This is a genomic window from Pseudomonas sp. PDM18 (genome assembly GCF_014852585.1).
Taxonomy (GTDB): Bacteria; Pseudomonadota; Gammaproteobacteria; order Pseudomonadales; family Pseudomonadaceae; genus Pseudomonas.
In genome coordinates this window covers 109407-131424 of record NZ_JACVBX010000010.1, presented here as the reverse complement: position 1 = coordinate 131424, position 22018 = coordinate 109407, and the positions used below count along the sequence as shown (strand labels likewise).

The 22018-nt window shown below is 60.9% G+C and carries 18 protein-coding genes and 2 tRNA genes; 8 read left to right on the top strand and 12 right to left on the bottom strand.

Features of this window, described 5'->3' with window-relative positions:
* Positions 1–15 precede the first annotated feature (15 nt).
* The 4 genes from IB274_RS20225 (at position 16) to IB274_RS20215 (ending at position 4681) form a co-directional block, all read left to right on the top strand.
* Positions 16–2310, top strand: coding sequence for a M23 family metallopeptidase (locus IB274_RS20225; protein WP_192434137.1), 2295 nt, complete (start codon positions 16–18; stop codon positions 2308–2310).
* A gap of 233 nt (positions 2311–2543) precedes the next feature.
* The gene (locus IB274_RS30175; RefSeq protein ID WP_412548439.1) at positions 2544–2912 is read left to right on the top strand and encodes an XAC2610-related protein; all 369 of its coding nucleotides are present in this window, start codon (positions 2544–2546) and stop codon (positions 2910–2912) included.
* Positions 2913–3036: 124 nt separating this feature from the next.
* On the top strand, positions 3037–3645 hold the full coding sequence (locus IB274_RS20220) for a hypothetical protein (RefSeq protein ID WP_192434135.1): 609 nt from the start codon (positions 3037–3039) through the stop codon (positions 3643–3645).
* Between the two features lie 148 nt (positions 3646–3793).
* On the top strand, positions 3794–4681 hold the full coding sequence (locus IB274_RS20215; RefSeq protein ID WP_192434133.1) for a hypothetical protein: 888 nt from the start codon (positions 3794–3796) through the stop codon (positions 4679–4681).
* 42 nt (positions 4682–4723) lie between these two features.
* Here IB274_RS20215 and IB274_RS20210 read toward each other — a convergent pair whose 3' ends face one another.
* From IB274_RS20210 to IB274_RS20200, 3 genes are all read right to left on the bottom strand, one after another.
* The gene (locus tag IB274_RS20210) at positions 4724–5575 is read right to left on the bottom strand and encodes a mechanosensitive ion channel family protein (protein ID WP_192434131.1); all 852 of its coding nucleotides are present in this window, start codon (positions 5573–5575) and stop codon (positions 4724–4726) included.
* Between the two features lie 110 nt (positions 5576–5685).
* Positions 5686–6810: an SO2930 family diheme c-type cytochrome gene (locus IB274_RS20205; protein ID WP_412548438.1), complete on the bottom strand. Its 1125-nt coding sequence runs from the start codon at positions 6808–6810 to the stop codon at positions 5686–5688.
* Positions 6807–8054, bottom strand: coding sequence for a parallel beta-helix domain-containing protein (locus IB274_RS20200; protein WP_192434129.1), 1248 nt, complete (start codon positions 8052–8054; stop codon positions 6807–6809). The genes IB274_RS20205 and IB274_RS20200 overlap by 4 nt, the downstream gene beginning before the upstream one ends.
* Positions 8055–8231: 177 nt before the next feature.
* Between IB274_RS20200 and IB274_RS20195 the strand changes: the two genes are divergently transcribed.
* A complete protein-coding gene (locus IB274_RS20195; RefSeq protein WP_192434127.1) occupies positions 8232–8642 on the top strand; it encodes a bacteriohemerythrin in 411 nt (136 codons plus the stop codon).
* 34 nt (positions 8643–8676) lie between these two features.
* Here IB274_RS20195 and IB274_RS20190 read toward each other — a convergent pair whose 3' ends face one another.
* The gene (locus IB274_RS20190) at positions 8677–10926 is read right to left on the bottom strand and encodes a YgiQ family radical SAM protein (protein WP_192434125.1); all 2250 of its coding nucleotides are present in this window, start codon (positions 10924–10926) and stop codon (positions 8677–8679) included.
* A 208-nt stretch (positions 10927–11134) separates the two neighbouring features.
* Here IB274_RS20190 and IB274_RS20185 point away from each other — a divergent pair, with 208 nt between their 5' ends.
* Complete coding sequence (locus tag IB274_RS20185) at positions 11135–13027, top strand: diguanylate cyclase domain-containing protein (RefSeq protein ID WP_192434123.1); 1893 nt, start codon at positions 11135–11137, stop codon at positions 13025–13027.
* Here IB274_RS20185 and alr read toward each other — a convergent pair whose 3' ends face one another.
* The 8 genes from alr to rnr form a co-directional block, all read right to left on the bottom strand.
* Entirely contained in the window at positions 13028–14104 is a 1077-nt protein-coding gene (gene alr, locus IB274_RS20180) for an alanine racemase (RefSeq protein WP_192434113.1), read from the bottom strand.
* 68 nt (positions 14105–14172) lie between these two features.
* Positions 14173–15567 (bottom strand): replicative DNA helicase, encoded by a 1395-nt coding sequence (dnaB, locus tag IB274_RS20175; RefSeq protein WP_192434111.1) that lies wholly within the window; start codon positions 15565–15567, stop codon positions 14173–14175.
* Positions 15568–15710: 143 nt separating this feature from the next.
* Entirely contained in the window at positions 15711–16157 is a 447-nt protein-coding gene (rplI, locus tag IB274_RS20170; protein WP_015479134.1) for a 50S ribosomal protein L9, read from the bottom strand.
* A 21-nt stretch (positions 16158–16178) separates the two neighbouring features.
* A complete protein-coding gene (locus tag IB274_RS20165) occupies positions 16179–17048 on the bottom strand; it encodes a hypothetical protein (RefSeq protein ID WP_192434109.1) in 870 nt (289 codons plus the stop codon).
* A 34-nt stretch (positions 17049–17082) separates the two neighbouring features.
* A complete protein-coding gene (gene rpsR / locus IB274_RS20160) occupies positions 17083–17313 on the bottom strand; it encodes a 30S ribosomal protein S18 (RefSeq protein WP_003095634.1) in 231 nt (76 codons plus the stop codon).
* A 29-nt stretch (positions 17314–17342) separates the two neighbouring features.
* Complete coding sequence (rpsF, locus tag IB274_RS20155) at positions 17343–17759, bottom strand: 30S ribosomal protein S6 (protein WP_017518275.1); 417 nt, start codon at positions 17757–17759, stop codon at positions 17343–17345.
* A 203-nt stretch (positions 17760–17962) separates the two neighbouring features.
* The gene (gene rlmB, locus IB274_RS20150) at positions 17963–18715 is read right to left on the bottom strand and encodes a 23S rRNA (guanosine(2251)-2'-O)-methyltransferase RlmB (RefSeq protein WP_192434107.1); all 753 of its coding nucleotides are present in this window, start codon (positions 18713–18715) and stop codon (positions 17963–17965) included.
* A complete protein-coding gene (gene rnr, locus IB274_RS20145; RefSeq protein ID WP_192434105.1) occupies positions 18712–21441 on the bottom strand; it encodes a ribonuclease R in 2730 nt (909 codons plus the stop codon). The genes rlmB and rnr overlap by 4 nt, the downstream gene beginning before the upstream one ends.
* A 205-nt stretch (positions 21442–21646) precedes the next feature.
* Between rnr and IB274_RS20140 the strand changes: the two genes are divergently transcribed.
* Together IB274_RS20140 and IB274_RS20135 are read left to right on the top strand one after the other, a co-directional pair.
* Positions 21647–21733: transfer RNA gene (locus IB274_RS20140), tRNA-Leu, on the top strand.
* A 146-nt stretch (positions 21734–21879) separates the two neighbouring features.
* Positions 21880–21966, top strand: a tRNA-Leu gene (locus IB274_RS20135).
* The last annotated feature ends 52 nt before the right edge of the window (positions 21967–22018 follow it).

Below are 22018 nucleotides of genomic sequence, written 5' to 3'. Positions count from 1 at the left end.
CAAGGAAGCCTGCACATGATCATCAGTCCTCCCTTCATTCCCGCTCCGGTGGCCAGGGAAACCGACGAAGCCTTCGTTGAGCGCGCCATGCCCGGCGGCAACCTGGGCGATGGCGCCTACCCCCTGAGCTTCGACCTCAACTGGCATGGCGGCCTGCATCTGCGCGCCCCGCAGGAGAACGGAAAGAACCTGCCCGTCCGCGCGATTGCCGACGGTACGCTCGCGTACTTCCGCGCCCCAGCAGAGAAAACCGACGATCCCAACAACGCGCTCAACTACGGCGATGGCTGGACGGACAACGGCTGCATCGTGCTGCGCCACGAAACCGAAATCGGCGAAGGCGCACGCAGCCAGGTGGTGTTCTATTCGATCTACATGCACCTGTCGAAAATCAACATCGCCAACCCGCAGCTCAAGCAGCGCATCTACCGCAAGGACAACATCGGCGAGGTTGGGGAAATCTACGGCAGCGCTGGCAAGATTCACTTCGAGATCATCGCCAGCGACACTCAGGTCGAGCACCTGACCGGCCGCAGCACGCGAGAGCTGGACTACCGCACCCGAGACGGCCGCACCGACAGCTGCTGGGGCGACATGTACTTCTACGTCCCCAGCACTCTACAAGGCTTCGCCGCGCCACCGAGCGACTTCGCCTCGCCCACCATCACGGGCGCTGTCTCCTTCAGCTTCCCCGCCCTGCCAGCAGGCTGGCTCACGCCAAGCGGAAGCCCCAGCGGACTCGCCATCACCACCACCCAGATCGATGGCTACCGCCCGGAAATGGTCAAGCAGATGCAGCAGGGTCTTATCGTTCGCATGCGCTACGACAAAGGCCAGTGCCAGCTGACCACCTACCACCTGACCGGCGAACTCATCGGCAGCCAGAGCGAAGAAGCGGACTTCGAGTACAACCTCTACACCACCGCCACCCGCCGCTACCCCGCCTGCCCCAGTGCCGGCTACGAACTGCTGCGCTTCGGCCGGGTGCTGGGGCCGGATGTACTCCAACCGGCCGACGCCGCGCACTGGCGCAAGATCAGCCTGCCGCCCCGTACCGAAGCTGGCGAAGCGGAGCGCAGCGCCTGGTTCAACCTCAACGCCCCCGGCGTCACCCGCTTCAACGATGCCGACTTCCCGCACTGGATGGGCTGGCGCCTGATCGACGACGACCAGGACTCCGACAGTCACTGCCAATCCACCTATATCCGCGACCTCCTCGAACCGCCCAGCCTCTACGCCGTGCAATTGCCCCGTCGCGAAGATGCCGTCAGCCGGGCCCAATCCGACGCCTACGACTCGATGCCTGAGGGGGACAAACGAAGGCTCTCGGAGCAATACATGGACGACCGGCTGCGCAACACCACCTATCTCGTGGATGCCACCGCCAAGGGCACGCTCAAGCGCCTGATCTGCAAATTCCCCACCGAATGGTCGAGCGAAGATTTCAAAGCACGCTATGGCTGGCTAACGAAGGTCGCAGAGGGTGGGCCTATGTCGGAGGATGACTTCAAGGACCTTAAGAAGCACCACGAGGCGTTGGCGTTTTGGGAGGATTCCAATTTAACTGATATAGATAAAAAGCACTGGCAATTTCCTCCCAGGGAAATCATTAGCATCTTCAGAGGATGTGGTTGGCTCACAGCTAATGAATTTGCAATGACATTCCCTAAGCATATGTTTTACAACACTAACTCCAACCCAATAACCCCCATAACAACCAATAGCGACACCTATACAATCAGCAGGGAACGAGCAAAGGAAAGGATCGCAAGGCACAGCCCCAGCCTTAACAAAGTTATTAGAAAATACCTAGGAGGAAATAAGCATCGAATTTCTATATTTCTGGCGCAAACACTATTGGAAACCGCACAATGGAGAGATTTAGGCGGCTCAAAGCGCCTCATGCATGAGTGGGGCTTCGGTGCATACTCAGCAGCAAATCCTGCGACACAGTTCTATACGATATTTTATGGTAGAGGAATAATGCAGTTAACTTGGGCGGGAAACTATAGAGAACATGGAAACTACAGGGCGTTCCCGCCAAACTCTACTACAACCTATACCGAACGACGCCCCAACACGGACGCTCGACTTACACCGACTTCACAACATTACTCAGCACACCCAAATAACAATGGCAGTTTATTCACCTGGTCGCCGAGATTCGACCCAGACATCATAGGAGAGAGTCCGTATGAAGCTTGCGATTCTGGGGGGGTTCTATTGGATATCAAAGCCATTCTCAGAAGGAATAAACATCAACAGAGTCGCGGACAGACCTTACTCACCATCAAACATTGGGCTGGTTAACCGGCTAGTTAACGGTGGCAGTAACGGATATTACGAAAGGCAGGCGTACACCGTTTATATGCTGCGAAGTCTTACTGACTCCGTAGACACATCGCGCGAAGTCACCATTACGCCCCCACATCCCAAACACCCAATTCGAGCAAACATGCAGGATCCTGAATAATATGCGTCCAAAAAAAACCATACTACTCCTATTCATCATCTTTCTATCGTAATTAGCGCATGCCGGGAATGTGGATTTCTTCCCAGAAGGAAGAAGCAAGTACACAATCACAACAGAAGGAAGCTCAATCATCATTACGGGAGATAACGAGGAAAAAGAAACTATAAATATAGACACAGAGAGTAAATTAAACATAGAAATAGCAGACTATAATTTTGATGGAAATCTTGATTTTTCAGTCTGGCACATGGACGAGGGCATGGGGACATACTTAATTTATAGAGTTTTTATATTCAAACCCAAGATAAAAAAATTCACTGAAGCCAATCCGAATTGCGGAGATGAATTTATAAATCTAAATCTAGACAGAAAAAGCAAAACGGTTTCGAGCACCTACTTCAAAAACAACACGCCACGGGTTTGCCATACAAGGCTATAAATAACAAAAATTAAAAATGGAATATTTGCCTCCAAGACTCCAGCCTGAACCAGTCGGCTCTATGCTTAGAACAGAAAAATACGTCCATTCTGTCTGTTTTCTGCTGTAAACATGTGCAAAGACCATGAAAAACCCATTAGCGATCATTATCTTGGTGACAACAAATGCGAACGCAGGCTCAATATACGAACAGGCAGACTGCAGAAAAACCGAGTCAAACACAAAAATTGAAATCTATGCAAATGGAACATCCTACCAACTTGGAGACAATAGCAAAACTTGTGATAGGTATTATTCATTTATAGACTCAGGCGACGGGGGCATAGTCATTCTGGCCGGCCCAAGCTCGGATGAGCTTGGAATAAACGCGCAGAATGAAATCTACCTCGCTGCTCCTGGAAGTCGGAAAGCAATCAATATTGGTTCAGTGCCCGCGAGATCAGATTTTATTGAAAACAAGACATTTCGAGATATAGCGCAAGTTGGAGGCTCTCTCTTTGAGACAAAATACATTATTAAAGATGGAAAGCTAACAGCCTATCCAGGCTATGAGCTCATATTCTTTGACGAGCAATGCATATACAAAAATGAAAATTCAAAAAAATGCACCGCACTGACAGGAACCTATGAAAAACCTATCTGTGCGTGGCAATCGGGCGATAGGAAATTTTTAGCCAAAAAAGAGAGGTGCGAAGACTTAAGAGACAACATAGATTCTCGATTAGGAAAATAGCGAGAATTAGTGGCAAAAAAGGGGACGGATTTATTTTTCAAGCGCCTTTCCTGAACCATCACCACCCAGCCTTAGAGTAGGAAATAAATTTGCCCTCTTTCATAGAATAGAAAAATTGGCCACTTTCCTTTTCCTCGGCGATCATGATATGAAAACCGTCATACCAAGTATCCTTTCCATTACCGCGCTAATAGTCTCTCTGATAAGCTTGCGCCACACACGGCGTCTGAGTGATAGCGCTTACTACAGCTACAGAGCCCAAGTTTCTGAGCGTCACGCCAAATACAGAGTTGAATTTAACGAAATTCGCCGCAATAACAAAGAAGGAATATACAAACTCAGCAAGCTTGCTGAAGACTCACTCAACGAGATCACAAGCCACTTCGACAGCTTCGACTTAAATAAGAAAGAGGCTCGCCATCTGCGCCACTTGCTGCGCGACTGCGCCGAACTGATTTACTACTCATTTAAAGGCCAGCTGGATTGGAAATATGCGGAGGATATCACGAACCGCCTTCAGGGATTTCGCTACGTCGAGAGTGAAGTAAGTAGCCAAATAAACTATTCTGGTAGAGAAAATTTCCGCTGCCACCTTATGGAGCAGTACAGAACAAACCCCAATCACCGCCATGAACTCGAACTTACAAAAGACATATATTTTTGCGAGCTGATTTATAGCTTGATCAATCGAACATCATCAGCAGACCGCATTAGAATAATGAGAATAATCCAAGAAAAAACAGAGTTACTAAGAAGGACCAAGAAGAACCTTGATGTTTCCCTTATGAATAGTATCGAACGCATTGACGAGGTACTAGAAGAGTGCGAGCTAGATGACTTCGCTCTCAACGAGTCCCCAAAGCTCTATACTTCCATTAAAAAATACGACGCCATGCTTAAAATCTTAAATAGACTGTACCTCCCAAAAATAAAAGAAGAGCACTACCCGCTTCAATCCAACTATATATCCATGACCGTTCTAACTTGTGCTGTTTTGTCCATGATACAAAGCTTCAGCTCTTGGGGTGACAAATAAACAAAGACCACCTTACGATGGCCTTTTCTGGAGCACGAGCCGTCAGCTGTTCGCCGACTGCTGGACGATCACCGTCTGTGCCGGCATCGGTGCCGGGAAGTCGGTGCCCAGGGCTTCCTTGATGGTGCGGTTGGTGTCGAAGTAGACCTGCCAGTAGGCGTCGTTGTGGCAGTAAGGGCGCACCGCCAGCACCGGGCCGACGAGGTTGAACTCGAGGATTTCCACATCCACCGGCGGGTCGCTCAGCACGTTGGGGATGGCCGCGATGCGCTGCTTGAGCACCGCGACGGCGGCGGCGTAGTCGGCAGCGCCGGAGAGCTGGGCCTTGAGTTCCACACGGCGGTAGGGGTTGTGAGTGAAGTTCTGGATGGTGTCGCCGAAGATCTTGTTGTTGCCCACCAGGGTCAGGACGTTGTCCGGGGTGTTGATGGCGGTGGCGAACAGGCCGATCTCCTTGACAGTGCCGGTCACGCCGCCGGCGGAGACGAAGTCGCCGACCTTGAACGGCCGCAGCACGATGATGAAGCCACCGGCCGCGAGGTTGGCCAACAGGCCGGACCAGGCCATGCCGATGGCCAGGCCGATCGCGGCGATCAGCGCGGCGAGGCTGGTGGTCTGTACGCCGAAGTAGCCGAGGATGCCGACGACCAGGAGGATGTTCAGGGTGACGGTGATGAAGGAGCCGACGTAGCGCAGCACCGTCGGATCGACGCTCTGCCGGGCCAGCGCCTTCTCCACCAGGCCGACGGCGAAGCTGATCAGCCAGCGGCCGAGAACCCAGAAGAGAATGGCGACGAGGATCTTCACACCGAAAGCGAGCGCGTACTGCGAAACCGTCGCCCACAGTGCGTTGAACTTCTCCGTACCCACATTGATGATGTTCGTATCGTCCATGGAAGCGCACCTGCGAGAGAAAGGGACCAGATGAACGCTAGCACGGCCCCAGCCGTTTGCTCGTCGCGGCGCGCAGCCCAGAGCCCTGGCGGGCTCCGGGCGCTATTGCACTAGCAGTCGCCGGGCAGCGAGGCGATCCAGCGGTTGAGCATTTCCAGCCCTTCGCGGTGCACGAGGGCGCGCCCCAGCTCGGGCATCATGTCGCCCGGCTTGTCGCTGCCGACGCGGTAGCTGAGCACGGACTTCTCCGGGCTGCCGGGGTGGATGTCTTCCAGCCGCCCGCCCGTGCCGCCGCCCGCTGCCACCGGCGGCTTGCAGATGCCGTAGGCGATGGAGACCGGCGTGTGCGGGTCGAGGTAGAGGCCGGAAGTGCGCGCCGCGCCCTTGGGGTTGTGGCAGTGCGAGCAGTTGGCGTCGAGGTAGCTGCGGGCCTGTTTCTCCAGGTCTTCGCCAGGGCGCGGGTGCCCCCACAAAGCGTTCTGCTGCACCTGCACCAGCGCCGGCAGGCCCTTGAGGAAGCCGCGCGCCTGCCAGTGCTGCAGCTGGTTGTCGCTGCCTTCGGCATAGGCGAAGTCCTTGTTCAGATGCCGCGCCTTGGGGCCCAGTGGGGCGATGCCGCCGCCCTTCTGCTCGGCGTGGCATTCGGAGCACTGATTGGCGTCCGGCACCATATAGGTGAAGGCGGTCTTCCTGCCGTCTTCGGCGGTCAGCTCCAGCGCCGGGCTGTCGCCCGCGACCTCCAGGGTCGCTTCGCTCTGCTCGGCATTCCACACGTAGGGCAGTGCCGCCCAGCCATCCTTCTGCCGCACCAGCACGCGGGTTTCCACCAGATGAACCTTGGCCATGTCGAGCCCGGCCTTCGGATCACGGTCGTCCTGGCTGTTCTGCAGCAGGTTGCCCTGGGCGTCCTTCGGGTAATAGAAGGTCTTGGTCAGGACGGTGCCGACGGGGTAGTCGAAGCGGTCCTCGGCGTACTGCGCCGATTGTCCTTCGGGCATCCACACGGTGCGCAGCTTGTGCGCGTAGTCGGTGAACAGCGAGGTGTTCAGGTCATAGGGCAGCACCTCGGCGGCCGGCGTCAGGTGGCCGCCCGCCAGGTGCAGCATGCCCCAGCCGCTGAGCTTTTCCGGGTAGTCGTCGCCTTCGGGCTGATAACGCGGCTTGCTCTCCTGCCCGCACCCGGCCACCAAGGTGGCCAGGGCGAGCGACAACAGGAACGAAGCAGGTTTCATCATGCCTTGTTGCCCTTGTCGCCCAGGCCGGCCTGTTCGATCTTCGGCAGCGGCTGGAGTTTGCACTGGTGCGAGGTCATGTCGGTGCTGATGTTCTTGTAGCCGTTGGGGCCGTCGACGTTGACGATGCCGGCGCTGCCGTTGTCGATGCAGATGGCCAGGGCTTCGGGCAGTTTGCCGTCGACCAGTTTCTTCTCGTTGAAGTAGCCGTCCCAGAGGATGTCCGGCAGGCGCCCGGTGAGGCCGAACTTAGCGACCTTGAGCGCTTTCAGCTCCAGGTGGTCGGGGCTGTCGCCACCGGGGCCGAAGGTGTTGCCGTGGATGAAGATGCCCTCGGGATAGGGGTCGAAGTTCGGCTGCGTGGCCTTCTCCGAATAGTTGGTGCTGAAGTAGCTGCTGATGATGACGTTGGCGGTTTTGTGGTTGCCGATCTTGTTGTTGAAGATCTCCACGTCGTCGTTGGAGTTCACCACCACTCCCGAGCCCGCCGGCACGCTGGCTACCGGGGTGCCCTTGTGGCCGAAGTTTTCGTGGTTGTTGCCCTGCACGTCGTTGTCGAAGACGCGGGTACCGCGCCCCGGCTGCTGCAGGTTGGGCATGTTGAAGACGAGGATGCCGCCGGTGTTGTCGGTGGCGACGTTGTTGTAGACGTCGGCGCCGATGGTGTTCTCGATCTCGATGCCGGCGACGTTGCGCTCGGCGCGGTTGTTGCGCACCACCACGTTGCGCGACTGGCCGACGTAGATGCCCGAGTCGGAGGCGCCGATGGCGACGTTGCCTTCGAGCAGGGTGTTCTCAGTCTGCACCGGGTAGATGCCGTAGCCACCGTTCTCGGTGGAGGCGCCGTTGGTCCACTCGGTGCGGATGTTGCGGATGACGATGTTCTTGCCACCGATGACCTTCACGCCGTCGCCCTTGGTGTCCTCGATGGCGAGGTTTTCCACGGTGAAGTCGGAGGCGTCGACGAAGAGGCCTTCGGCGCCGGCCTTCTGGTTCTTGAAGTTGAGGATTGTCTTGTCCATCCCGGCCCCGCGGATGGTCACGCCGTCCACTTTCAGGCTGAGGCTGCGGTCCAGGTGGTAGGTGCCGGCGGGAATGTCGATGACATCGCCGGCCTTGGCCTTGATCAGGCGGGCCTGCAGGTCCTTCTGGAAATCGCTGCTGACGGCGGCGGTGGGCTTGTCGCCTTCGCCGCAGGCGGCCAGCGCAACGGAGAATGCGAGAAGGGAGAGAGTGGCGAGACGCATGGCGGGCTCCAGTCTTGTTCTTATGATATGGAACTATCGTACCAACTAAGTCGGAGAATACTCCTACATCCCGCGCCACGCCAGCCCTTCAGACACTTCGCACTTTGATTGATTGGCGTCACTGCTTCGCGATGGCGGATCGGGATGATCTGCGCTTCCACCCCAAGGAGTGCACGGATGAGCTTCATGCCCTGGAACGACGAGTTCGTGATCGGAATCGAGCGGATCGATGAACAGCACCGCTGGCTGGTCGACCTCACCAATGCGCTGTACGACAGCCTCAACGGCGCGGATGGCGAGGGCCAGCCCATCGGCGAGTTGCTGGAGCAACTGGTGGAGTACACGATGAACCACTTCATCGTCGAGGAGGTGCTGTTCCAGCGCCTGGGCTACCCGGAGGAGGAAGCGCACCGCGCCGAGCACGACCGCTTCAACCGGCAGATCATCGACCTGCTGTACCGTCACGAGGATGGCGAGGTGGTCTCGGTCGAGGCGCTGGAGCTGCTCAAGGCCTGGCTGATCCACCACATTCTCAAGGTGGACAAGGCTTACGTGAGCTTCTTCCAGCAAAAAGGCGTGACCGCATAGCGGGCACGCCTTTTTCACAGCACGGGCAGACGGATCAGCGCGGGATATTCGGCTGCCGCTTGGTGGTGCGTTTCTTGCCCTTGGCGTAGCCGGTGGCCTTGCCTTCCTCGGTCTTGTTCCACGGCTTGGAGCCATTGCTGGCGCGCGGGGGCAGGCCGGTGTGCTGGGTCAGCAGCGGCTGGCCAGCCTTCTTGCTGCCGGCCGGGGTGGAGTTCTTGCGGCGCGCGCTCTGGTACTCGTCGGTCTGCGGCTGGTAGGTCGGGATCAGGTGGTGCTTGCCGTTGCCGATCAGGTCCGCGCGCCCCATGCGTTCCAACGCTTCGCGCAGCATCGGCCAGCCCTTCGGGTCGTGGTAGCGCAGGAAGGCCTTGTGCAGGCGACGCTGCTGGTCGCTTTTGACGATGGTCACGCCGTCGCTCTTGTAGGTGACCTTGCGCAGCGGGTTCTTGCCCGAGTGGTACATGGCGGTGGCGCTGGCCATCGGCGAGGGATAGAACGCCTGCACCTGGTCCGCGCGGAAGCCGTTGCGCTTGAGCCACAAGGCGAGGTTCATCATGTCCTCGTCGGTGGTGCCAGGGTGCGCCGCGATGAAGTACGGGATCAGGTACTGCTCCTTGCCCGCCTCCTTGGAGAACTTCTCGAACATGCGTTTGAAGGTGTCGTAGGTGCCGATCCCCGGCTTCATCATCTTCGACAGCGGGCCTTCCTCGGTGTGCTCCGGGGCGATCTTCAGGTAGCCGCCGACGTGGTGCGTCACCAGTTCCTTGACGTACTCGGGCGACTCCACGGCGAGGTCGTAGCGCAGGCCGGAGGCGATCAGGATCTTCTTCACGCCCGGCAGGGCGCGGGCCTTGCGGTACAACTCGATGAGCGAGGAGTGGTCGGTATTGAGGTTCTCGCAGATGCCCGGCCAAACGCAGGACGGCTTGCGGCAGTGACGCTCGATCTCCGGGTCCTTGCAGGCGATGCGGTACATGTTGGCGGTCGGGCCGCCGAGGTCGGAAACCACGCCGGTGAAGCCTGGCACCTTACGCATCTCCTCGATCTCGGCGAGGATCGACTCGTGGGAGCGGTTCTGGATGATCCGCCCCTCGTGCTCGGTGATCGAGCAGAAGGTGCAGCCACCGAAGCAGCCCCGCATGATGTTCACCGAGAAACGGATCATCTCGTAGGCCGGGATCTTCTCCTTGCCATACAACGGGTGCGGCACGCGCGCATAGGGCATGCCGAACACGTAGTCCATTTCCTCGGTGCTCATCGGGATGGGCGGCGGGTTGAACCACACGTCCACTTCGCCGTGCTTCTGCACCAGGGCGCGGGCGTTGCCTGGGTTGGTCTCCAGGTGCAGCACGCGGTTGGCGTGGGCGTAGAGCACCGCGTCGCTGCGCACCTTTTCGAACGACGGCAGGCGGATCACCGTACGATCGCGCTCCAGGCGCGGGTGCGCCAGCAGCTGCACGACCTTGGCTTCGTTCGGGTCTTCCTGCTCGCCCTTCTCCTGCTCGATGGCGCAGGCGGCGGTGTCCTGGGTGTTCACGTACGGGTTGATGATCTTGTCGACCTTGCCCGGACGGTCGATGCGGGTGGAGTCCACCTCGAACCAGCCTTCGGGGGTGTCGCGGCGCACGAAGGCAGTGCCGCGTACGTCGGTGATCTGCTCGACCTGCTCGCCAGCGGCCAGGCGCTGGGCGATCTCCACCACGGCGCGTTCGGCGTTGCCGTACAGCAGGATGTCGGCGGTGGCGTCCATCAGGATGGAGCGGCGCACCTTGTCCTGCCAGTAGTCGTAGTGGGCGATGCGGCGCAGCGAAGCCTCGATGCCGCCGAGGATCACCGGAGTCTGGCTGTAGGCTTCCTTGCAGCGCTGGCTGTAGACCAGGCTGGCGCGATCCGGGCGCTTGCCGGCCAGGCCGCCCGGCGTATAGGCGTCATCACTGCGGATTTTCTTGTCCGCGGTGTAGCGGTTGATCATCGAGTCCATGTTGCCCGCCGCCACACCGAAGAACAGGTTCGGCTGGCCGAGCTTCATGAAGTCGTCCTTCGAGCGCCAGTCCGGCTGGGCAATGATGCCCACGCGGAAGCCCTGGGCCTCCAACAGGCGGCCGATGATGGCCATGCCGAACGACGGATGGTCAACGTAGGCATCCCCGGTGACGATGATGATGTCGCAGGAGTCCCAACCCAGCTGATCCATCTCTTCCTTGCTCATGGGCAGGAACGGCGCCGGGCCGAAACACTCGGCCCAGAACTTGGGATAGTCGAACAACGGCTTGGCGGCTTGCATCACGGGCACCGGGTATCTCTATGTGGGTATCGCGGAAAAACGCGGGCGCGGAATATAGCACAAAAATTGTACAAATCCGACCAGCAAGCTCAGATTTAGCTGGCGATTTAACCGGCGCGCGGTAGATTGCCAATGCCATCATCTGGCTATACTTCAGCCACTATTAGCAGTACGCCTGGCCATCCCGACCAGGCCAGGGAGCCGTGTCGTGCGTCGTGCCTTCGTGCTGTTGCTTGCCCTGCTGTTCTGCCACACGGCGCTAGCCTTCGAACTGGACGACAAGGCCAGCGGCGCCTGGCTCAACGATCACCTCGAACTGCTGCAGGAGCGTGACGGTCCGCTGTCGCTGGAGGCCGTGCAAGCCAGCCATGACTTCGTCCCGGCCAACGGCCGCACCAGTGTCGGCCAGAGCTCCGACGGCTGGTGGTTGCGCCTGGACCTCGACCGCCGCACTACCCCGCAGGGCGGCTGGTGGCTGGAAGTTGACGCGGTCAACCTGCAGGACCTTCGCCTGTACATACCCGGCGAATCAGGCGCCTACCGGGAAGCGCGTTCAGGCGAGGCAGTGCCTTTCGCCCAGGGCCGCGACCGCGACTACCGCCGCCCGGTCTTCCACCTGCCCGAGGGCACCGGACCGGTTCGCCTGTACGCCCGCGTCTACGATCCGGCCGGCAACTCCTTCCCGCTGCGCATCTGGTCGCTGGACGACCTGCAGGATCATCGCGCCGATACCAGCCTGTTCCTCGGCTTCATCTATGGTCTGATCGCCGCGTTGCTGCTGTACAACCTGTTCATCCTGCTGACCCTGCGTGACCCGGCGTACTTCTGGTACGTGCTGACCACCGCCAGCGCGTTGCTGTTCAGCCTGGGGATGAGCGGCCACGGCTTCGAGTACTTCTGGCCGGACCATCCGGTGCCCTGGTGGCTGGACCGCATCACACTGCCCTCGCTCTGGGGCCTGTGCGTGCATCGCTTCACCATCACCTTGCTGCAGACCCGCCGCCACGTGCGCTGGTCCCACTGGCTGCTGAACCTGAACTGCGCGCTGTATGTGCTGACCATTGTTCTCGGCGCCCTGCACCTGCGTGGCGTAGCCAGCTGGATGCTGGTGGCAATCACCCTGATCGGCGTCCCGGCGGCCCTGGGTGGCGCCCTGGTGCGCTGGCGCCAGGGCTCGTTCCCGGCCTTCCTCTACCTGCTCGGATTTGGCCTGGTGCTGACCAGCGTGAGCATCTCGGTGCTGCGTGCCACGGGTCTGGTGCAGCCATCTCCCCTGACGTCGTACATCTTCCCCATCGCCGTGGCCATGGAGTCGGTGCTGTTCTCCTTCGCCCTCACCTCGCGAATCCAGGGCCTCAAGCGCGAGCGGGCCCAGGCGCTGGAGCAGGCCGACCGGGAGAAAAGCGCACGCCTGACGCTGATGCAGAGCGCCCAGCAGGATCTGGCGACCGCCGTGGCCGAGCGCACTGCCGAACTCACCCAGAGCAACCAGCTTCTGCGCGAGCGCGAAGTGCAGCTGCAGCACGCAGCACATTACGACCCACTGACCGGCCTGCCGAACCGTCGCTATCTTGTGGAGCACGCCGAGCAAGCCCTGACCAATGCCCAGCAAAACGGCGAAACCCTGGCGCTGATGCTGATCGACCTCGACCACTTCAAGCCGATCAACGACAGCTACGGTCACGACGCCGGGGATTTCATGTTGCAGAACGTCGGCAATCGCCTGCGTCAGTGCGTGCGTGGGAGCGACTGCGTTGCGCGACTGGGTGGCGATGAATTCGCAGCGCTGATTTCGGGACCCGATGCTGAGGGGCACGCCAAGGAGATCGCCTGCCGCATCCTCAACGAGCTGTCGCGCCCGGTGAAGTTCGAGAGCCTGGAACTGCGCGTCACACCGAGCATCGGCGTGGCCATCTACCCCAGCCACGCAATGCAGTTCAGCAAGCTGTACAAGGCCGCCGACCAAGCGCTCTACGAAGTGAAGGGCAATGGCCGGGCGGCCTATGCCATGGCTAGCGAAGCCGCCGGCGAGACCAGCGAACTCTGGCCGGAAAAAGAATGGCTGGAAAATCAATGGCTGGAAAGCGAAGACCGCGCCTGATCAGCTACGGTAGCGGCGCGGCACGCGGGCGGTGACCTTGGTCAGCAACTCGTAACCGATGGTACCGGCGTGGGCTGCCACCTCGTCTACCGGCAGGTTGGTACCCCACAGCTCGACGCGGTCGCCCACGGCTGCCCTGGGCAGGTCAGTCAGGTCCACCGCCAGCATGTCCATTGACACGCGCCCAGCCAACGGCGCGCGCTGACCATCCACCAGCACCGGCGTACCGCTCGGCGCGTGGCGCGGATAGCCATCGGCATACCCGCAGCTCACGGTACCGATGCGCGAAGGCCGCTCGGCCACCCAGGTTGCGCCGTAGCCCACACTCTCCCCGACCGCCACCTCGCGCACGGCGATCAGTTGAGCCTCCAGGCTCATGGCCGGACGCAGGCCAAGCTCGGCGGCACCGATGTCGGCGAACGGCGTCGCGCCGTAGAGCATGATGCCGGGGCGAACCCAGTCCATGTGCGCGGCGGGAATGGTCAGCACAGCGGCGGAGTTGGCCAGCGAACGCTGGTCGAAATCCAGGTCCAGCACACTGAGGAAGCAGGCTACCTGGTCTTCGGTAAGCTCGTCGCCGCGCAGGTCGGCGTTGGCGAAGTGGCTCATCAGGTTCAGCTCGGCCACCTGCGGTGCCTGGCGCAGGCGCGGATGCCAGTCGCGCAGCGCATCTGGCGAGAAACCCAGGCGGTGCATACCCGTATCCAGTTTCATCCACACATTGAGCGCGCTGGGCAGCTGCGCGGCGAGCAGCGCCTGGGCCTGCTCGGGCCCTTGCACCGCAACGTCCAGGCGCAGCTGGGCAGCAATCAGGTATTCCGCCGGCTCGAAGCAGCCCTCCAGCAGCAGGATGCGCGCACCGGCGTGCAGCGCGCGCACCTCGGCGGCTTCCTCCAGGCAGGCCACGGCGAAGCCGTCCGCCTCGTCGTACAGGCTACTCACCACTTCCCGCGCGCCATGCCCGTAGGCGTTCGCCTTGACCACCGCGAAGGCTTCACGCCCCGGCGCGCAGCGCTTGGCGACGGCGTAGTTGTGGCGAATGGCGGCTAGATCGACGTGAGCGACGAGCGGGCGCATGGCGGCCTCTGCAATGAAAACGGGCGCCTATCTTAAGGCGCCCGTCGGTCACGCGGAATGCGGCATCGTTACTCGTCTTCGAAGTTGTACATGCCGGGCGCGAGGTTCTCGAAGCGGCTGTAGCGGCCGAGGAAGGCCACCCGCACCGTGCCGATGGGGCCGTTACGCTGCTTGCCGAGGATGATCTCGGCGACGCCCTTGAACTCGGTCTCGGGGTGATACACCTCGTCGCGGTAGACGAACATGATCACGTCGGCGTCCTGCTCGATCGCTCCGGATTCACGCAGGTCGGAGTTCACCGGACGCTTGTTGGGCCGCTGTTCCAGCGAGCGGTTGAGCTGCGAGAGCGCCACCACCGGGCAATTGAATTCCTTCGCCAACGCCTTGAGCGAGCGGGAAATCTCGGAGATCTCGTTGGTCCGGTTGTCGCCGGCAGAACCGGGGATCTGCATGAGCTGCAGGTAGTCGACCATGATCATGCCGATCTCACCGTGCTCGCGGGCCAGGCGGCGGGTACGCGCGCGCATTTCCGAGGGCGAGATGCCGGCGGTGTCATCGATGAACAGCTTGCGGTCGCTGAGCAGGTTCACCGCCGAGGTCAGGCGCGGCCAATCTTCGTCGTCCAGCTTGCCGGTACGCACCTTGGTCTGGTCGATGCGGCCAAGCGAGGCGAGCATACGCATCACGATGGAGTCGGAGGGCATCTCCAGGGAATACACCAGGATCGCCTTGTCACTGCGCATCAGGGCGTTCTCCACCAGGTTCATGGCGAAGGTGGTCTTACCCATGGACGGACGGCCGGCGACGATGATCAGGTCGGAGGGCTGCAGACCGCTGGTCTTCTCGTCGAGGTCGGTGAAGCCGGTGGTGATACCGGTCAGCGCGTCCGAGGTGTTGAACAGGTGGTCGATGCGGTCGATGGTCTTGACCAGGATGTCGCCGATGCCCACCGGTCCGCCGGTCTTGGGACGCGCTTCGGCGATTTCGAAGATCTTGCGCTCGGCTTCGTCGAGCACTTCGTTGGCGCTGCGCCCTTCCGGGTTGAAGGCGCTGTCGGCAATATCGCTGCTGATACCGATCAGCTGCCGCAGCGTGGCGCGCTCGCGGATGATTCCCGCGTAGGCCTTGATGTTCGCCACCGAGGGCGTGTTCTTCGCCAACTCCGCGAGGTACGCAAGGCCACCCACCTGGGACAACTGCCCTTCGCGCTCGAGCTGTTCGGAGAGGGTCACCACGTCGATCGGCTGGTTGGCTTCGGCGAGCTTGTAGACGGCGCGGAAGATCAGGCGATGGTCATGGCGGTAGAAGTCGCCGTCGGACACGGCATCAGAGACTCGTTCCCATGCGTTGTTATCGAGCATCAGGCCGCCCAGCACTGCCTGTTCGGCTTCGATCGAGTGCGGCGGCACCTTGAGGGAAGCGGTCTGCAGGTCGTATTGCTCGGGGATGGTGATGTCGTTCATGGGCTCTTCGTGTCGGCTCTTCGTAGGAGAGAATTAAACGGCGGAAAAAACAAAGGGCACGGACCGAGGATCGGTACCGTGCCCATTGTTATAGGACTGATTCACCCAGGCAAGCCGTGTGAATCGTCCTAGCGACGGATCGCTTACTCGGCGACTACAACCACGTGCAGGGTTGCATCAACATCCATGTGCAGTTGCACTTCGATGTTGTATTCGCCTACAGCGCGCAGGGCGCCGTCGGGCAGGCGAACTTCGCTCTTTTCCAGCGGGTAGCCGGCAGCCGAAACGGCGTCGGCGATGTCACGGGTGCCGATCGAACCGAACAGCTTGCCTTCGTCGCCAGCGTGGGCGCCGATGGTCACGATCAGTTCGGCCAGCTGGGCAGCACGAGCTTCAGCAGCGGCTTTTTTCTCAGCAGCGGCTTTTTCCAGCTCTGCACGGCGCTCTTCGAAAGCAGCGACGTTGGCAGCGGTGGCAGCGGTGGCTTTGCCCTGCGGCAGCAGGTAGTTACGAGCGTAACCGCCCTTTACGTTCAGCTTGTCGCCCAGGTTGCCCAGTTTGGCGATCTTTTCCAGCAGGATGACTTCCATTTGAGTCTTACCTCTTAACTTTTAACCTTCACCGTTCGCAGCTTTCTGGCGCTTGGCCAGGCGACCGCGAAAATCAAACAGACTGTCGACTACGGCGACAAGACAGATCACATTGCCCAGTACGAATACCAGCAGGTACAGCGGTGCCAGCCAGAAGCCCGGAAGCCTCTTCAGCGCGGCCAGGCCGTGCCCCAGTGCGATCCCGGCAAACAGCAGCGGGATCATGCACAGCGGCGCCAGCATGGTGGCCGCGGGTCCTGCGAAGGGCAGTGCCACAACGCCGACCAGCAGCGCCAAAGCCGTGCCCGGCGACAGGCGCAGTGCACGGAACTCGCGGCCAAACCCTTCCGGGTTGAACAGTACCGCTTGCCAATAACGCGCCAGCATCAGGCACAACAGGCTGATCGTCTGCAGCGAGGCTGCCATCAGGCCGGTGATGGTCGGAACCATCTCCGCCTGCAGGGCGGCCATCTGTTCGGACGAAAGCTTCGCTTCGGCCAGAACCTGCGGCAGGGCCTTGCCGAATGCATCGGCCAGACCTGCGACCAACCCGGCCGACACCGTGCTGAGCAGCAGCACGAACACCGCACCGAGCACAACGCTCGCCAGCATCACCTGGTTCCAGGACACCTTGCTGCGCAGAACCTGCGCCAGCACGGCACTACCCACCAGAACCAAACTCACGCTGGGGTCACCCAGGTACCACCAGGCCAGTGCCGGAAGCAACGCCCAGGCCAGGATGCCAAAGGCATCATGCGGACCACGGCGCAACAGCACCAGACTGCCTGCTGCGGCACCGAGCCAGAACAAAGGCTGCAGTACCGCGGCTGCGACGACCACCAGGGTCGCCTGCATGCGGCCTCGCATGACAAATTCAGCCAATGCGCGCATGCGATCTATCCATCAATTCCAGTCGACTGCCCGATCAACGGCCGTGGCTGTCGGTGTAGGGAAGCAGGGCCAGGTAGCGGGCGCGCTTGATTGCGGTCGCCAGCTGACGCTGGTACTTGGCCTTGGTGCCGGTGATACGGCTCGGAACGATCTTGCCGGTTTCGGAAACGTAGGCCTTCAGGGTGTTGAGATCCTTGTAATCGATCTCTTTCACGCCTTCAGCGGTGAAACGGCAGAACTTACGACGACGGAAGAAACGTGCCATGTGTGTGGCTCCTCAATACTGGTCCGGGATTACTCGTCAGCGCTGTCGCGGCTATCATCGCCGTCAGCGGACTCGCCCTCGTTCGATTCGGGACGCTCACGGCGCTCGCGGCGCTCGTTGCGGCTCTCTTCGGCCTTCAGCATTTCGGACTGGCCGGTAACGGCTTCGTCGCGACGGATGACCATGTTACGGATCACGGCGTCGTTGTAACGGAAGTTGTCTTCCATTTCTGCCAGGGCCTTGGCGGTGCACTCGACGTTCATCAGAACGTAGTGAGCCTTGTGCACGTTGTTGATGGCGTAAGCCAGCTGACGACGGCCCCAGTCTTCCAGACGGTGGACTTTGCCGCCGTCTTCTTCGATGGCCTTGGTGTAACGCTCGACCATGCCACCGACTTGTTCGCTCTGGTCCGGGTGAACCAGGAACACGATTTCGTAATGACGCATAAATGCTCCTTACGGATTGCAGCCTGCCGACAAAGCGGTCAGACAAGGAGTGAATGATTTTTTCCTTGCCACTCGGAAGCACGCGCGAACGCCTGCCCGGACGACAAGGGCCGACATTCTAGAGAAGCGCGCCGGGGGGCGCAAGGAAAACTGGTGAAAGTTTGAACAGCGCGAGGCGGAACGACCCGCCTCACGAAGGGACGTCAGGCTCCGACCTTGAGCTGGCGCTGGCGGACGATCTCGAACAGGCACACACCGGTGGCCACCGAGACGTTCAGGCTGCTGACGCTGCCCTGCATCGGCAGCTTGGCCAGGTAGTCGCAGTGATCGCGGGTCAAGCGGCGCATGCCCTTACCCTCGGCGCCCATCACCAGCACGGTCGGCCCGGTGAGGTCGAGCTCATAGAGCATCTGGGTCGCCTCGCCGGCGGTGCCGACGATCCACAGGCCGCGCTGCTGGAGTTTCTCCAGGGTGCGTGCGAGGTTGGTCACCGCCACCAGCGGGATGACTTCGGCAGCGCCGCAGGCAACCTTACGTACGGTGGCGTTGAGGGTGGCGGACTTATCCTTCGGCACGATGACCGCCAGCGCGCCCGCCGCGTCGGCGGTGCGCAGGCAGGCGCCGAGGTTGTGCGGGTCGGTCACACCGTCCAGCACCAGCAGCAGCGCCGGACCGGGGGAGCGCTCCAGCAGCTCCTCCAGCATGTTCTCGCCCCACACCTGGCTCGGACTGACCTCGGCGACCACGCCCTGGTGCACGCCCTCGGCCCACTCATCCAGTTCCTTGCGGTCGCGCGTGCCCACCGGCACGCGCGCCTGACCGGCCAGCTCGACCAGCGCCTGGATGCGTGGATCCTGACGGCCTTCGGCCAGCCACAGCTGCTTGACCCGCTTAGGGTGATGGCGCAGCAGCGCTTCTACGGCATGGACCCCGTAGACCTGTTCCCACTGACTCATTTCTTCGCCTTACGCTTGCTGGCCGGCGCACCGCCAGTAGCACCTGCCTTGGGCGCAGCAGAGCCCTTGCGGTGCTTGGACGGTTTGGCGGACCGGGCTTTCTGTTTCGAAGGATTGCGCGGCTTGCCCGCCGCGGGAGCGCCCTTGCCTTTACCGGCTGCCGGCTTGTTCCCGCCGACCTTGGCCTCTTCGAGCAGCGCCTTCTTCACTTCGCGGCTCTTGCGCACATCGGTATTGCCGAGCATTTCGTCGGCCTTGGCGAGCATTTCAGGGGCTACCGACGGCAGCGCCTGGACCACGCCGACCTTGCGCTTGCGCGGCTGCACGGCAACGTCCGGAGCGAGATACGGATCGTCCGCAACCAAACGAGGAGCCCGGGCAGGCTTATCTTTCGCCGCTACCGCCTTGGGCGCCCTGCCCTTGGCAGCCTTGCCCTTGGCGACCGGCTCAGCCTTCTCGCCACGCTTCTTGCGACCAATGGGCGCGCTGAGCACGTTGTCGGAGAGCTCGAAGTCGATCTTGCGTTCGTCCAGGTCGACGCGTGCCACCACGACTTCCACGGTGTCGCCGAGACGGAAGCTGCGGCCGGTGCGCTCGCCGCTCAGGCGATGATGCACGGCATCGAAGTGGTAATAGTCGCCAGGCAGCGCGGTGACGTGCACCAGGCCCTCCACATAGATGTCAGTCAGCTCGACGAAAATGCCAAAGCCGGTCACCGCGGTGATCACGCCGGGGAAGGTCTCGCCCACGCGCTCGCGCATGAACTCGCACTTCAGCCAGTTGGTGACGTCGCGGGTCGCCTCGTCGGCGCGGCGCTCGGTCATCGAACACTGCTCGCCCAGCTGAGCCAGACGGGCCTCATCGTACGGATAGATGCGCGCTTTCGGCATGCTGGCGGCGCCGACGCGCTGCACGTGCTCGGAGGCTGCCTTGGAGCGGATCAGGCTACGGATGGCGCGGTGGGTCAGCAGGTCCGGGTAGCGGCGGATCGGCGATGTGAAGTGGGTATAGGCCTCGTAGTTCAGGCCAAAGTGGCCAGCATTCTCGGGGCTGTACACCGCCTGGCTCAGGGAGCGCAGCATCACGGTCTGGATCAGTTGCAGGTCCGGGCGGCCCTGGATCGACTCCAGAAGCTTCTGGTAGTCCGCCGGGGTCGGATCGCCCTTGCCGCGATAGAGCGTCAGGCCCAGCTCACCGAGGAACTGGCGCAGGTTGTTCAGTTTCTCCTGCGGCGGGCCATCGTGGACGCGGTACAGCGCCGGAATGGCGTGCTTCTCGAGGAACTTGGCGGTGGCGACGTTGGCCGCCAGCATGCATTCCTCGATCAGCTTGTGTGCGTCGTTGCGCTGGGTCGGGCGGATCTCCGAGATCTTGCGGTCCGCGCCGAAGACGATGCGGGTTTCCTGGGTCTCGAAATCGATCGCTCCACGCACGTGTCGCGCGCCGACGAGGACCTTGTACAGGTCATAAAGGGTATTGAGGTGCGGTACCACCGCCGGCAGCTGTTCCTTCAGGCGCTGGCCTTCCGGACTGTCCGGGGTTTCGAGGTATTGGCTGACCTTGGTGTAGGTCAGGCGCGCATGGGAATGGATGACCGCCTCGTAGAACTGGTAGTCGGTCATCTTGCCGGCCTTGGAGAGATTCATCTCGCAGACCATGGCCAGGCGATCGACCAACGGATTCAGGGAGCACAGGCCGTTGGAGAGAATCTCCGGCAGCATCGGGATCACGCGCTCGGGGAAGTACACCGAGTTGCCGCGCTTGGCCGCCTCTTCATCCAGGGCAGAACCGACCTTCACATAATGAGAGACGTCGGCGATGGCGACGAACAGCTTCCAGCCGCCACCTTTGCGCTTCTCGGCATAAACCGCGTCGTCGAAGTCGCGGGCGTCCTCGCCGTCGATGGTGACGAACGGCAGGGCGCGGAGGTCGACGCGTTTTTCCTTGTCCTTCTCCAGCACTTCGGGCTTGAGCTTGGCGGCTTCCTTCTCCACGGCCTCGGGCCAGGTGTGGGGAATGTCGTAGCTGCGCAGCGCGACTTCGATTTCCATGCCCGGCGCCATGTAGTCGCCGAGCACTTCCACCACTTCGCCCTGGGCCTGACGATGCACGCTCGGCCAGACGTCGATGCGCACCTGGACGAACTGGTTGTGCTTGGCCTTGCCGGCCTTGCCCGGCGGGATCAGGATTTCCTGCTGGATCTTCGGGTTGTCGGCGACGACCGTGCCGATGCCGCTCTCGTCGAAGTAGCGACCCACGATGGTCTCGTGGGCGCGCTCGACCACTTCGACTATCGCGCCTTCGCGGCGACCACGGCGGTCGAAGCCGGAGACGCGCGCGAGGGCGCGGTCGCCGTCGAACACCAGGCGCATCTGCGTCGGGCTGAGGAAGAGGTCGTCGCTGCCGTCATCAGGGATCAAGAAGCCGAAGCCGTCGCGGTGGCCGGCGATGCGGCCGAGGATCAGGTCGAGCTTGTCCACCGGCGCATAGGCGCCACGGCGGGTATAGATAAGCTGGCCGTCGCGCTCCATGGCGCGCAGTCGGCGACGCAGTGCTTCTTCCTGCTCTTCGCCGGAGAGGCCGAGCTCTTCCAGCAACTGGGGCCGCGTCGCGGGTGCGCCGCGCTCGGCGAGGTGCGCCAGGATGAGTTCACGGCTGGGGATGGGGTTGTCGTATTTTTCCGCCTCGCGGGCGGCCTCGGGATCGAGGTTTTGCCAATCGGCCATTAAAGTGCGGTCACCTTATATATAGGGGTATGGTTCGCCATCTGCTTATTGAAGCGCGAAATCCGCCCGTCGGTCAGCTTCGGGCAAGAATAAATTTTTTATCGCATCAGGGGTTTACAAGCGAAAACGCTCTCCGTATAGTTCGCGCCCACAGCGTCAGACAGATGTTGTAACACGGAAACGATGAGTAATCATCGACTCCAGTGCCCAGGTGGCGGAATTGGTAGACGCACTAGGTTCAGGTCCTAGCGGTGGCAACACCGTGGAAGTTCGAGTCTTCTCCTGGGCACCACTTATTCAAGGATAAAGTCAGTTCCTGACAGGCTTTATCAGGCGGGTTCGGAACCCTGATAACCGAACAATAGACCGTCAGATGCACCCAAGGGTTGCATCACCGCAAGACGATGAGCGATCATCGCACCCCATGCTGAAAAGCATGCCCAGGTGGCGGAATTGGTAGACGCACTAGGTTCAGGTCCTAGCGGTGGCAACACCGTGGAAGTTCGAGTCTTCTCCTGGGCACCATCTTCAAACAAAAAAGCCGAGCATAGCTCGGCTTTTTTGTTTTCGGCTTTCC

Coding starts and splice junctions, on each gene's coding strand:
- dnaB (WP_192434111.1), bottom strand. CDS start 15,567: ATGAACGACATCACCATCCCCGAGCAATACGACCTGCAGACCGCTTCC.
- IB274_RS20165 (WP_192434109.1), bottom strand. CDS start 17,048: ATGCGCGCATTGGCTGAATTTGTCATGCGAGGCCGCATGCAGGCGACC.
- rnr (WP_192434105.1), bottom strand. CDS start 21,441: ATGGCCGATTGGCAAAACCTCGATCCCGAGGCCGCCCGCGAGGCGGAA.
- IB274_RS20215 (WP_192434133.1), top strand. CDS start 3,794: ATGAAAACCGTCATACCAAGTATCCTTTCCATTACCGCGCTAATAGTC.
- IB274_RS20205 (WP_412548438.1), bottom strand. CDS start 6,810: ATGATGAAACCTGCTTCGTTCCTGTTGTCGCTCGCCCTGGCCACCTTG.
- rplI (WP_015479134.1), bottom strand. CDS start 16,157: ATGGAAGTCATCCTGCTGGAAAAGATCGCCAAACTGGGCAACCTGGGC.
- IB274_RS20190 (WP_192434125.1), bottom strand. CDS start 10,926: ATGCAAGCCGCCAAGCCGTTGTTCGACTATCCCAAGTTCTGGGCCGAG.
- rlmB (WP_192434107.1), bottom strand. CDS start 18,715: ATGAGTCAGTGGGAACAGGTCTACGGGGTCCATGCCGTAGAAGCGCTG.
- alr (WP_192434113.1), bottom strand. CDS start 14,104: ATGCGCCCGCTCGTCGCTCACGTCGATCTAGCCGCCATTCGCCACAAC.
- IB274_RS20200 (WP_192434129.1), bottom strand. CDS start 8,054: ATGCGTCTCGCCACTCTCTCCCTTCTCGCATTCTCCGTTGCGCTGGCC.
- IB274_RS20195 (WP_192434127.1), top strand. CDS start 8,232: ATGAGCTTCATGCCCTGGAACGACGAGTTCGTGATCGGAATCGAGCGG.
- IB274_RS20210 (WP_192434131.1), bottom strand. CDS start 5,575: ATGGACGATACGAACATCATCAATGTGGGTACGGAGAAGTTCAACGCA.
- IB274_RS20225 (WP_192434137.1), top strand. CDS start 16: ATGATCATCAGTCCTCCCTTCATTCCCGCTCCGGTGGCCAGGGAAACC.
- IB274_RS20220 (WP_192434135.1), top strand. CDS start 3,037: ATGAAAAACCCATTAGCGATCATTATCTTGGTGACAACAAATGCGAAC.
- rpsR (WP_003095634.1), bottom strand. CDS start 17,313: ATGGCACGTTTCTTCCGTCGTCGTAAGTTCTGCCGTTTCACCGCTGAA.
- rpsF (WP_017518275.1), bottom strand. CDS start 17,759: ATGCGTCATTACGAAATCGTGTTCCTGGTTCACCCGGACCAGAGCGAA.